General features: G+C 67.5%; 7 protein-coding genes. 5 read left to right on the top strand and 2 right to left on the bottom strand.

Going from position 1 to position 12,252, the window contains the following annotated elements:
• Positions 1 to 11 precede the first annotated feature (11 nt).
• Complete coding sequence (locus tag AC5P7R_RS13690; protein WP_456115714.1) at positions 12 to 2,987, bottom strand: TonB-dependent receptor; 2,976 nt, start codon at positions 2,985 to 2,987, stop codon at positions 12 to 14.
• A 133-nt stretch (positions 2,988 to 3,120) separates the two neighbouring features.
• Complete coding sequence (locus AC5P7R_RS13685; RefSeq protein WP_459389869.1) at positions 3,121 to 6,480, bottom strand: TIM-barrel domain-containing protein; 3,360 nt, start codon at positions 6,478 to 6,480, stop codon at positions 3,121 to 3,123.
• Between the two features lie 322 nt (positions 6,481 to 6,802).
• Between AC5P7R_RS13685 and AC5P7R_RS13680 the strand changes: the two genes are divergently transcribed.
• Genes AC5P7R_RS13680 through nagA form a run of 5 tightly spaced genes read left to right on the top strand, consistent with a single transcriptional unit; the run spans position 6,803 to position 12,161 of the window.
• Complete coding sequence (locus tag AC5P7R_RS13680) at positions 6,803 to 7,957, top strand: SIS domain-containing protein (protein WP_227852315.1); 1,155 nt, start codon at positions 6,803 to 6,805, stop codon at positions 7,955 to 7,957.
• Positions 7,950 to 8,888 carry an ROK family protein gene (locus AC5P7R_RS13675; RefSeq protein ID WP_134730957.1) on the top strand — a complete coding sequence of 313 codons (939 nt, stop codon included), beginning with the start codon at positions 7,950 to 7,952 and terminating at the stop codon, positions 8,886 to 8,888. The genes AC5P7R_RS13680 and AC5P7R_RS13675 overlap by 8 nt, the downstream gene beginning before the upstream one ends.
• A 16-nt stretch (positions 8,889 to 8,904) precedes the next feature.
• Positions 8,905 to 10,239 carry a D-tagatose-bisphosphate aldolase, class II, non-catalytic subunit gene (locus tag AC5P7R_RS13670; protein WP_459389868.1) on the top strand — a complete coding sequence of 445 codons (1,335 nt, stop codon included), beginning with the start codon at positions 8,905 to 8,907 and terminating at the stop codon, positions 10,237 to 10,239.
• A 33-nt stretch (positions 10,240 to 10,272) separates the two neighbouring features.
• The gene (locus AC5P7R_RS13665; RefSeq protein ID WP_049417055.1) at positions 10,273 to 11,049 is read left to right on the top strand and encodes a DeoR family transcriptional regulator; all 777 of its coding nucleotides are present in this window, start codon (positions 10,273 to 10,275) and stop codon (positions 11,047 to 11,049) included.
• Positions 11,046 to 12,161 carry an N-acetylglucosamine-6-phosphate deacetylase gene (gene nagA, locus AC5P7R_RS13660; RefSeq protein WP_233653599.1) on the top strand — a complete coding sequence of 372 codons (1,116 nt, stop codon included), beginning with the start codon at positions 11,046 to 11,048 and terminating at the stop codon, positions 12,159 to 12,161. Before AC5P7R_RS13665 ends, nagA begins: the two co-directional genes overlap by 4 nt.
• The last annotated feature ends 91 nt before the right edge of the window (positions 12,162 to 12,252 follow it).

Below are 12,252 nucleotides of genomic sequence, written 5' to 3'. Positions count from 1 at the left end.
CGCAAACGGAATTACTTGAATCGGTAGCCGATGGTCACACTGTAACCACGACCGAAGATGGTGGCGTAGTCACTGGAGTCACCCAGGAAGCTGTTCGGATCGTAGAACGGCAGGCGGTTGAACAGGTTCTTGACGGTGAAGCTCAGGTTCCACGCGTCATCCGGGCGCCAGGTGACGCTCATGTTGGCGGTCCACCACGACGGTGCACCATCGCACTTGCTCTTCTGCAGGGCCAGGTAGCCGCCGGTGCAGGTTTCCTTGTTGTTGCTCTCTTCGTCGATCTGGTCGGTGGCCCACTTGGTGCCGCCCACGTAGTTGACGAACATGCTGGTGGTCACCTGCTTGTAGGTCCAGTCTGCATTGAGCGTGGCACGCAGGCGCGGGTTGTTGTAGTAGCCCACCACGTCGCCGTAGTACCAGCCGTTCTCCGCGTCCATGTAGAAGCGGTTGCGGTTGGCGATGGTGGCGGCCAGGCCGATGTTCAGGTTGCCCCAGTCGCCCAGCGAGAAGCGGCTGCGCGCGTCGATGTCGAATCCGTCGATCAGCGTCTTGCCGCGGTTCTTGTACTGGCCGACCACGCTGGCCACGTTGCCGGCGGAGTAGCCCGGCAGGGTGGCCGGGCAGCTCACGCCGCTGGCCGGGTCGGCGCACATCGCCGCCAACTGGGCAAGATTGGCACGGTCGCTGTCGGTGATCGGCGAGCGCGACATCGAGATGATGTCTTCCATGCGGCGGTAGTCCGGCGCGACGATTTCATTGTCACGGTAGATGAACCAGTAGTCGGCCGACACCGACAGCCAGGTTGCTGGCTCGTATACGAAGCCGAGGGTGGCGATCTTGGCCTTTTCCGGCTTCAGGTCCTTGTTCGGCTGGGTCATGCGCGCCACGGTGCGGCTGCAGTCGACGTTCAGCAGGTTCTTGCCGAGGTCGACGTCACCGGGCCGCTGCGACTTCAGCAGCAGGTTGGCGATGGCGTTGGTCTCGCCGCAGCGCAGTTCATCACGGAAGCCACCGAGCTGTGCGAACACGCCGCCATTGCCGGACTCGGCCAGGCTCGGTGCGCGGAAGCCGGTGGAATAGGTGCCGCGCAGCATCAGCTGGTCGAAGGCCTGGTACTTGAAGCCGATCTTCGGCGCCACGTTGGCACTGAAGTTCGGGTACTTGTCCACGCGCACCGCCGCATCCACTTCCAGCTTGTCGGTGATCGGCGCCACGGTCTCGGCGAACAGCGCGTAAGTGTTGCGCTTGCCATCGAACCACGAGCCACCCTGCTGGGTGATCAGGCCGTTGGCCGCATCCGCATTACCCGGGGTGTAGAAGGTCTCGCGGCTGGCGTTGAAGCCGAACGCGGCGCGCATCTCACCGGCCGGCAGCTGGAACAGCGGTCCTTCGATCTTGCCGTCCAGGGTATGCAGGCGGGTCCACGACTGGATGTCGAAGGTCGGGAACGCTTCACGGATCAATGCGGCGTTGGCTTCGCTGATCTCGCCGAACTTGTACGCCGGGTGGTCGGAAATGATCACCCGACCGGTACCCGGATCGATCGTGTACGGCCCGAACGCCTTCTCGAAGCCCTTGGTGTTGACGTTGATCGTCTGGTAGGTGGTGGAGTGGGTACCGGCGCTGGCGAAGGCGGTCTCCCAGTTCCAGTCACCTCGGTTGCCACGCGCACCGGCCAGCACGCGGTAGCTCTTGTCGGTGTTGCGCTGGCCGAAGTAGTTCGGGCCGGCATCCTGCAGCAGGTAGTTCAGGCCGACCACCCCGCCCATCATCGCCTTCAACTGCGGACTGGCATGGTTGTATTCGTTGTTGGGGCCCAGGAACGGGTACAGGAACTGGTTGACGGTGTTGCCGGTATTGCGCGAGAACCAGCTGGTCGGGTTGCCGGTGGTGGTGCCGTAGGTGCGCGGCGTGCCGCCGTTGGCGCGCAGGTCGATGTCGGTGTAGGTCGCCTCGGCGAAGATCTCGGTGCTGTCACCCACCAGGAAAGTGCCGTTGAGGTAGGCGGTGTTGCGCTCGGACTTGGCACCGGCGTCGATCTCGTTGTTCATCCAGGTTTCCCAGACGCAACGCGGGCCGGCCGCTTCACTGGTCAGCACGTTCCTGCAGCCCGGCGCGGCTTCCTGCACGCGGCGGCCGGTGACCGGATCGAAGGCGAAGTAAGTGCCCGGATTGAATTCACCCGGCTTGCTGCCCACGCCCAGGCGCAGGTTGTTGAGGTAGTTCGGATTGTTGACGTAGTACTGGTCGGGCCGCTTGTCGTAGAAATCGCTCAGCGGAATCGCGTCGCGGCGGTACATGTTGACCGCACCGTAGATGTTGAAGCGGTTCTCGGCCAGGTCACCGAAGCCGGCGGTGATGCTGGCCTGGCGCTCGCCGTAGGAGTCGATGCGCGAGGAGGTGTCGTTGGTGAAGCTGACCTCGGCGCCCTGGAAGTTGCGCTTGGTGATCACGTTGATCACGCCGGCCACCGCGTCGGTGCCGTACACCGCCGAAGCGCCGTCGGTCAGCACTTCCATGCGTTCGATGGCCGCAGCCGGGATCGCGTCGATGTTGACGAACTGGGTCTGGAAGCCGGCCGGTGCACCGTAGTACGACAGGCGACGACCATTCAGCAGCACCAGGGTGCCCTGCGCGCCCAAGCCACGCAGGTTGGCCTGCGAAGCACCGTCGGAACCGGTGAACAGCGAACGCGCGTCCTGCTGCGCCGGGCGGGCGGCCGGCAGGTTGTCGAGCACCTGCAGCAGCGTGCGCGCACCCATGTTCTGGATGTCCTGCTTGCTGATCACCTGCACCGGCGAGGCGGTTTCAACGTCGGTGCGGCGGATGTTGGAGCCGGTGACCTCGATGCGGGCCAGGTCGGTGGCCTTGTCCTTGCTCTCCTGGGCGAAGGCAGGAACGGCGACCGACAGCAGCACGCCGGCGATGGCCAGCGACAGCGGAGCGATCGAACGACAGGGGGGGCGGTGGTGGCGGGCGGGCAACATCGGGGTTCTCTCCTGGCAGGGGTGCAGCGCAATAAGTGAGCGCGTGGGCGTTCGGCGGGCAAAACGCTCCCGGGCCACGGCCACGAGGGCCGTAGTCGGAATGGGCGGGGGGAGGAGCGGTGTTACGAGGGGGTCATGGGGCGACGATGCTGGCGGAGTCGCCCTCCTGGCCGATCAGTACGGCGTTGGCCCAGTTGGCACAGACCTGGGCGGGTTGGCTGCCCTGCGCACCCAGCGTGCGCAGGCTCAGGGTGGAAAGGCCACGGATGTCCAGCTCCGGCTTGACCACGCCGGGTGCCTTCACCAGGCCGCTGTCGTACAGCAGGCGGTTGTCACCCCAGACCTGGAACTGCAGGCCACCGGCGCTGCGGCAGGCGTCGTCGATGCCGAGGTCGGCACGCAGCAGGTGCCAGCCGCCCTGCAGGCGCAGGTCGATGCGGCTGTTGGCGCCGACGCCCAGGCCACGGCGGAACTGCAGGCCGTTCATGCGCATGCCGGCGTCGCCACGGAACGACTGGTCGGCGCGCACCTGGCTGGCCAGCGCGGCCGGCACCGGCAGCTCGGAGAGATAGCGCTGCCGGGCCGGTCGCTCCGGTTCCTGGTGTTCGAGGATGTGGAAGGTGGACAGTGCGATCGGGCCGACGTCGCGCGGCTGCAGCGCATCGAAGGCGCGGGCACTGCCCTGTGCGGCGGTAACCATCGGATCGGTGCTGCTGGCGCCATCGCCTTCCGGGTTCTGCACGCTCAGCACGCGGAAGCGCAGCAGGCGGCCGGCATGGGCCGGGAACGCGATGCGCTGCACGCCTTCCTTCAGCTGCAGGCGGCCACGTGCGATCGGCTCACCCCATTCGCCATTGCTGTCGCCCAGGTACACCTCGTAGTCGCGTACCTGGCCGTGCTTCCAGTTCTTGTCGTTGCGCGGCGCGATGTCGATGCCATCGATCATCCTGCGCTCGCCGAACCCGATCACCCACTCATGCGCACCGGTGCGCACGGCTTGGTTGCGCACACTGCGGAACCAGGTGGCCGGATCGTCGTCGAAGGCATTTTCCAGCGCATGGCCAGGCTCTTCGGCCGGGCGGTTGACCACCAGCAGGCTGTCGGCCGGCAGTTCGCGGCCCAGCACCGGCGCGGCCGGATAGGCATCGTCGGCGGCCGCAGCGGCCACCGCGAAGTCCAGCTGCAGCTGCAGCGGCTGGCGGATGTCCTGGGTAGCGGTACGCACGTGCAGCGTGCCACGGCGCTCCTTGGCATCGAAGTACCAGCCTTCAGCCGCACCGTTGAACGCCGCCGCATCGGCCAGCGCCGGCAACGCGCGGCCACCGGCCTGCACCGCACGCGGCGCCTGCCGGCTGAGCACGCGCAGGCCATAACGGCGCTGCGCCAGCTGGCCGTTGTACTGGCCCTGCACCGGATCGATCTGCACCTGCACCGGGCCACTGCCCTGCACCGGCGCCTGCACTCGGATCTGCTGCGTGCTCGACTCACCCTGCTGGTAGCGGCGCGTGTTGCCATCGTCTTCGTACAGCGTGTACTGCGACTCGCCCTGCGGATACAGATCGAAGGTCACTTCATCGAGCGGCTTCTCACCGTCGAACAGCATCGACGGGTACATCGGCAGGATCGCTCCGGCACGCACGAACACCGGCAGCGTGGCCAGGTCCACCTGGCGGTCGAGCTGGCGACCGTCGGCGCCGGCCTGCACGCGGCGGCCGTCCCAGTAGTCGATCCAGCCGCCGGCCGGCAGGTGGATATCGCGGCGCCAGCCACGGCTGGCCGCCTGGCTGCGGTACACCGGCGCCACCAGCAGATCGCGGCCAAGCAGGAACTGGTACTTGTAGGTTTCATCCTGCGCATGCGGGTCGCGCGGGTTGTCCCACATCAGGCCGCGCACCGGCGGTGCACCGGTCTGCGCGGCCTCGTGCACGAGCCCGTACATGTACGGGGTCAGGCGCATCTTCAACTTCAGGTAATCGCGGTTGATGCTGCGATAGGGCTCGTCGTACCACCAGGGGTGCTTGCGTGCGTTCGACGACCAGCCGCTCATGCCCATCAGCACCGGGGTGAAGGCTTTCCACTGCAGGTCGCGGGTGAAGGTCTCGGCGCTGCCGCCGAAGATCGCATCCACGTCGCCACTGGCGTAGGCCATGCCGGACAGGCCCGAACCGACCAGGGTCGGCACGTGCCAGCGGATGTAATCCCAGCTGCTGCTCTGGTCGCCGGTCCATGCCACCGCGTAGCGCTGGATGCCGGCCCATCCCATCACCGTCCACAGGAACGGGCGCGAATCGGAGTTGTCGAGGATGCCGTTGAACGCCTGACGGTTGGCGTCCATCGCGAACTGGTAGCCCTTGCCGGTCCAGGCCACGTCCAGCTTCTGCACGCGGCTGCCGGCCTTGCCCACTTCCCAGGCGATCTTGTCGACGCCGTTCTCGGTCCACAGACCGGTGCGGAAGCCGTACTTGGCCAAGCCCTGCACGGTTTCCGGCAGCTTCTTGTAACCGCAGCCGTAGCCATCGTTGGGCAGGATCCAGCCACCGGGCATGTCGTGGGCGCGGTACTGCTTGGCCACGCTGTCGATCACATCGGGGGTGGTACCGGTCGGGCCGTCGCTCCAGCCTTCGGGCACGGTGCCGGGCTTCTTGCTGTTGTCGCCATCGTTGTAGCAATCGGCGTCGCCGTAGGACAGCGCCCAGCGCGCGACCATGTTCGGGCGGCCAGTCAGCTGGGTGTAGCGCTCGATCAGTTTCGGCAGGTCGGCGCCGACGAAGTAATAGGCATCGAAGCGGTCTTCGCGATGCAGCAGCGTGGACTGGTCGGCCTCGCGCAGATCGTAGCTGCCATCGCTCCAGGTATTGCGCAGCATGCCCCAGCCACGGCTGCTCAGCAGCATCGGTGCAGGGCTGGGGCGGTCGCCCTCTTCCCAGCCGCCGGAATAGGACACCTCCAGCTCGCGGCCCTTGAACTGGTAGCGGCCGTTCTGCTGGCCGCCACCGAAGTAGCCCTCATCGGCCTGCGAGGACAGCACCTGCACGCTCTGCGTGGCATCCAGGTCCAGCGGCTGCAGTTCCTGCCACAGCGCGGTGGGTTGGCCGTTGTCCAGCCGTTCCAGGCGCATGCGCAGCGGCTGCCGCTGTACATGCAACACCAGTGACTCGGTGCGCACGCGGATTTCCTGCGCGTCTTCCTCCAGTTGCGCCTGCACGTTGGCCTTGGGCTGCGGCAGCACGATCGGTGCGGCCTTGTCGCCGGCACCGGTCAGCGTGCCATTGCGGCCTGCCTGCACGCGGATGATGTCGGTGGCCGGCAGTTCGATGCGGAGGCGCGCGCCCTTGTCGGTGTACAGGTCCCAGCCCTGCACGCCGTCGCGGCTGGCGCTGGCGGCAACCGAACGCAGGTTGCCGACCGGCTCGGCGCGGGCCGTCATGGACGCCAGCATCAAGGCCGGCACCAGGGCCAGCATCAGCGGCGAGCGACGAACGCAGATTTCCACACGGACTCCCAACCCGTTTACCGGGCGTTTCGAAAGCGGTTGGGCCGACTCTAGGGCAGCGATTCGAAAGATGTCAACAAATTGAAAGGAAAAAGGAAGATATATTCCTTTGAAACGAAAGTTGTTGCGTTGCAATACTTTGTGTAAACGCTTGCAACCGCCTGTTAATCGTTGTGCGATACGGCATTTGCCCCGTTCTTTCGTTTTCCCGAGCACTCGGCAGCGAGAAAAGTCATCGCGCTATTTTCTTTCTTTTTACTTTCGATGTTTGACATTTCGAAAGAAAACGCAGATGGTGCGCTGGCCCAACTGGAACCTCCGAATGGACGTCACCCTGCTTTCCGATGTGTCCGCCTGGCAGCGCCTGGGCGGAGCCGATACCGCTACCGAAATCGCCCAGCAGCCCGCGCTGTGGGAAGCCCTCGCCCAGGACCTGGCGCGTGCCCGCGACCGCCTGCAGGCCTTTCTTGGCAACAGCCTCAACGATCCCAACCAGCGCGTGCTGTTCACCGGCGCGGGCAGTTCGGGCTTCATCGCCGAAATGGTGGCCGACGCGATCAATGCGCAGTGGCCGGCCGAGGTGCGCGTGGTGCACACCACCAGCCTGCTGACCCATCCGGCGCTGTACCTGCAGCGCGACCGCCCGACCCTGCTGGTGTCGTTCGGCCGCAGCGGTTCCAGCCCGGAAAGCGTGGCCGCGGTGGACCGCGTGCGCGCCGATGTGGATGAGGCACGCTTCCTCGACATCACCTGCAACGCCGATGGCGAACTCGCCCGTCGTGGTGCCGGCCGTGCCGATACCTGCACGCTGCTGATGCCGTCGGCCAGCTGCGATCGCGCCTTCGCCATGACCAGCAGCCTGACCTGCATGCTGCTGGCCGCACTGACCGTGTTCGATCGTTCGCCGTGGGATGCGCGCGTGGCGCGCCTGAAGCAGATCGCCGCGCTGGCCCGCGAAGGCCAGGCGCAGTGGGATGCACCGGTGGCGGCGCTGGCGCAGCGCCCGTTCAACCGCATCATCTACCTCGGCAGCGGCCCGCTGGAAGCGCTGGCGCGCGAGTGCGCGCTGAAGGTGCTGGAGCTGACCGCCGGCCGCGTGCTGGCGTTGGCCAACACGCCCCTGGGGTTCCGCCATGGCCCGAAGTCGACGCTGGACGGCAACACCCTGGTGGTGGTGCTGCGCAGCGTGCAGCCGCTGGCGCGCCGCTACGAACAGGACCTGCTGGAAGAGCTGCGCCGCGACGGCGTGGCCGGCCAGGTGCTGGCGATCGGCCCGCATTCGGACATCGGCGCCGATGACGAATACACCCTCACCGTACCGGCACTGGACGATCCGTGGCTGGCACCGGTGTGGCTGGGCTTCGCGCAGTTGTTCGCGCTGCAGCGCTCGGCCGCGCTGGGCCTGACCCCGGACAACCCGTTCCCGGACGGCACCGTCAACCGCGTCGTCAAGGGCGTCACCATCCACCATGGCTGAGCTGATCGCCCACGCCTGCTATGGCATCGACATCGGCGGCACCAAGATCGAGCTGGTGGCGTGCGATGCGGCGATGCAGGTCACCTGGCGCCGCCGCGTGGCCACCCCACAGGGTGACTACGACGGCTTCCTGCAGGCGGTGGTGGCGCTGGTCGCCGAGGCGGACGCTGCCCTCGGCCGCAGCGATGCGGCCATCGGCATCGCCCTGCCCGGCGTGCGCGACCGCCGCAGCGGCCGCCAACTCAGCGCGAACGTGCCTGCACTGACCGGCCAATGCGTGGCGCAGGATCTGCAGGCACGCCTGCAGCGCCCGCTGCACTTCGGCAACGATCTGCAGTGCTTTGCCCTGTCTGAAGCGCACGGCGGCGCGGCTGACGGCTACCCCAGCATGTTCGGCGCCATTCTCGGCACTGGTGCCGGTGGTGGCTTCTGCCTGCAGGGCCGCCTGCTGACGGGTTTCAACGGGCTGGCCGGCGAATGGGGCCACTGGAGCGTGCCCGGTCATCTGCTGCAGCGCCACGGCCTGCCGCTGATCGACTGCGCCTGCGGCCTGCAGGGCTGCGTGGAGCGTTATGTGTCCGGCAGTGGCGTGGCGATGATCGAGCGCCACCTTGGTGGCAGCGCCGCCGACGCCAGCGCCGTGATCGCCCTGGCCGAAGCCGGTGATGCCCGCGCGCGCAAGGCGCTGGACATCCACCGCGACCTGCTCGGCCACAGCCTGGCCGCGCTGGTGCTGGCGCTGGACCCGCACGTGATCGTGCTCGGCGGCGGCCTGTCGCAGTACGCGCCGCTGTACCAGCGACTGCCCGCCGCCATCGCCACCCACCTGTTCAAGGGTGTGCAGGTGCCACCGATCGTGCCGCCACGCTTCGGCGATGCCGGTGGCGCACGTGGTGCCGCCCTGCTCGCCTGCCAACCCTCGTTTTCCTGATGTCCGGAGGCTGACCATGTCCCCGTTGCAGACCCTGCTTGCTTCCCACCGCGCCGGTGCCAATGTCGGCCTGTACAGCGTCTGCTGCAGCAACGAGCAGGTGCTGCGCGCGGCCATGCACGTGGCGCTGGCGCACGGTACCGTGCTGCTGATCGAGGCCACCTCCAACCAGGTCGACCAGTTCGGCGGCTACACCGGGATGACCCCGCCGCAGTACCGCGATTACGTGGGCACGCTGGCCGATGAAGAAGGTTTCCCGCGCGAGCGGCTGATCCTGGGTGGCGACCACCTCGGCCCGAATGCCTGGCAGAAGCGCCCGGCCGCTGAAGCGATGACCCACGCACGCGTGCTGATCGAAGCCTATGTCGCCGCCGGTTTCCACAAGATCCACCTCGATTGCAGCATGTCCTGCGCCGATGACCCGGTGCCGCTGCCCGATGCCGTCGTTGCCGCACGCTCGGCCGAGCTGGCCGAGATCGCCGAGCGCACCGCCGCCGAACACGGCCTGCCGCCGCCGGTCTACGTGATCGGTACCGAGGTGCCGATTCCCGGGGGTGAAGCCTCGCTGGCCGAGGGCCTGCAGGTGACCACGCCCGCTGCTGCCGCGCAGACCCTGGCGATTCATCAGCAGGCGTTCGATACGCCGCAGCTGCGCGATGCGTGGCAGCGCGTGATCGCCATGGTGGTGCAACCGGGGGTGGACTTCGACCACAGCAGTGTGCACGAGTACGACCCAGCCGCCGCCAGCAAGCTGGCCGACTTCCTCGAACAGCAGCCGCGCATCGTGTTCGAAGCGCATTCCACCGACTACCAGCGCGAAAGTGGCCTGCACGCCTTGGTGCGCGACCACTTCGCCATCCTCAAGGTCGGCCCGGCGGCGACCTTCGCCTACCGCGAAGCGCTGTTCGCGCTGGCCGCGATCGAGGCCGAACTGCTGCCGGCCGCACAGTGCTCGCGCCTGCCGCAGGTGCTGGATGAAGTGATGGTGGCGCAGCCGAAGTACTGGCAGTCCTACTACCAGGGCGATGAGGCAGCGCTGCGCCTGCTGCGCAGCTATTCCTTCAGCGACCGCTGCCGCTACTACTGGGGCGAGCCCGCGCTGGTGCAGACGGTGCAGACCCTGTTCGCCAACCTGGAACAGCACGCGCCGCCACTGGTACTGCTCAGCCAGTACCTGCCGGAGCAGTACCGCGCCGTGCGTGAGGGCACGCTGGCCAACACGCCCACCGCGCTGGTGCAGCACCGCATCGGCCTGTGCCTGGGCGAGTACGCCCGTGCCTGCAGCGCCAACCAGGCCGGAACCCGCACGCATCACGCAGACGCGGCTGCCGCCGTTGCTGCGAACGGCTAATCTCTACCTTTCCCCGCGACACCGAGAATGGCCATGCGCAACACCCGCTCCCGCCGGCAACAGATCCTGCAGCTGCTGATCGAGCACGGCTCGGTGCAGGTGGCCGATCTGGTCGAGCGCTTCGGCGTGTCGGCGGTGACCATCCGTGCCGACCTGACCCACTTCGAATCGCAAGGCCTGGCCAATCGTACTCACGGCGGCGCCACGCTGGTGCGCACGCCGCCGCAGGAACAGGACATCCATGAGAAGGACGCGCTGAACCTGCCGTTGAAGGAATCGATCGGTGCGCGCGCTGCGCGCTTGGTGCAGCCGGGCGACAACATCATCATCGATTCCGGCTCGACCACGATGACGCTGGCCCGCCACCTGCGCGCGCATCGCGACGTGACGGTGATGACCAATGGCCTGAACATCGCCTGGGAATTGGCCAATGCCGCGGGCATCACCGTGCTGCTGACCGGTGGCCTGCTGCGCCAGCAGTCGCTGTCGCTGCAGGGCAGCCAGGCCGAGGCCAGCCTCAACTCGTACAGCTTCGACACCCTGTTCCTGGGCGTGGATGGCCTGGACCTGCAGTTCGGCCTGACCACTCACGACGAGGCCGAAGCCCGCCTCAACCACCGCATGGTCGAGCGCGCGCGCCGCATCGTGGTGCTGACCGACGCCTCCAAGTTCGGCCGCGTCAGCCTGCACCGCATCGCCCGCCTCGACCAGATCCACGCCATCATCACCGACGCCGGCATCGACGACGCAACCCGTGAAGGGCTGCAGCGGCTGGGTATCGAAGTGATCATTGCCGAGCCTCCCGCATGACCGACATCCGTTCCCTGCATGGCCGCATCCTCACCCCGCTGGGCTGGCGGCGTGGCCAGGTCCACTTCGATTCACACGTGCGCCAGCTGCAGGTGGATGACCACAGTGGTGCTGACGACCTGCAGCTGCCGGTCATCCTGCCCGGCTTCATCGACCTGCATGTGCACGGTGCGGCCGGGGTGGACCTGATGCAGGGCGGCGACGTGGCGCGCACCATCGCGCGCACCCATCTGCGCTTCGGCACCACCACGCTGCTGGCAACCACCATGACCGCCGGCCTGGATGAGATCGAGCACGCGCTGCAGGGCGTGGCTGCGACGATGGCGGCGCCCGATGCCGACGCCGCCCGCATCGTCGGCGTGCATCTGGAAGGACCGTTCATCAGCCCGCAGCGGCTCGGTGCACAGCCCAACCGTACGATCGAGGCGACGCTGGCGCTGGTGCAGCAACTGCACGCACTGGCGCCGATCCGGGTGATGACGCTGGCACCGGAAATCGGCGATCACACCGCACTGATTCCGGCGCTTTCGGCGATGGGCATCCGCGTGCAGCTCGGCCACAGCGCCGGCACCTACGAGGAAGGCGTAGCCGCGCTGCAGGCCGGCGCCTCCGGCTTCACCCATCTGTTCAATGGCATGACCGGTGTCGACCATTACCGACCCGGCATCGCCGCGGCGGCGCTGGCGCATGCACAGTACGCCGAGATCATTCCCGACCTGCAGCACATCCATCCCGGCGTGATCCGCCTGGCCGCGCGCGCGATTCCGCGCCTGTACGCGGTGACCGACGCGACTGCCGCCACCGGCATGCCCGACGGCGAGTACGCGCTGGGAGAGCAGCGCGTGCACAAGTGCGGCGGCTGCGTGCGCCTGGCGACGGGTTCGCTGGCCGGCAGCGCACTGACCATGGACCAGGCGCTTCGCAACCTGGTGCGCGTCGGCCTGGACCTGGCCGACGCCTCGCAGCGGGTTTCCACCTTCCCGGCCGACTATCTGGGCCTGGGCGATCGCGGCCGCATCGCGCCCGACGCCCGCGCCGACCTGGTGGTGCTGGACGCCGAACTGCGCCTGCAGCAGGTGGTGGTGGGTGGGCGCGTGGTCGATCTGAACTGACACGCGCGATGCGGCCCGGATGCCGCGCAGGCTCCCTGTAGAGCCGAGCCATGCTCGGCTCAGCGCGCGAAGCGCGGCATGGGGAACCTCG

The organism is Stenotrophomonas sp. YJH_SMC_27 (assembly GCF_059369815.1).
This window is presented reverse-complemented; position numbering and strand designations above follow the sequence as displayed.

Coding starts and splice junctions, on each gene's coding strand:
- AC5P7R_RS13690 (WP_456115714.1), bottom strand. CDS start 2,987: ATGTTGCCCGCCCGCCACCACCGCCCCCCCTGTCGTTCGATCGCTCCG.
- AC5P7R_RS13665 (WP_049417055.1), top strand. CDS start 10,273: ATGCGCAACACCCGCTCCCGCCGGCAACAGATCCTGCAGCTGCTGATC.
- AC5P7R_RS13680 (WP_227852315.1), top strand. CDS start 6,803: ATGGACGTCACCCTGCTTTCCGATGTGTCCGCCTGGCAGCGCCTGGGC.
- nagA (WP_233653599.1), top strand. CDS start 11,046: ATGACCGACATCCGTTCCCTGCATGGCCGCATCCTCACCCCGCTGGGC.
- AC5P7R_RS13675 (WP_134730957.1), top strand. CDS start 7,950: ATGGCTGAGCTGATCGCCCACGCCTGCTATGGCATCGACATCGGCGGC.
- AC5P7R_RS13670 (WP_459389868.1), top strand. CDS start 8,905: ATGTCCCCGTTGCAGACCCTGCTTGCTTCCCACCGCGCCGGTGCCAAT.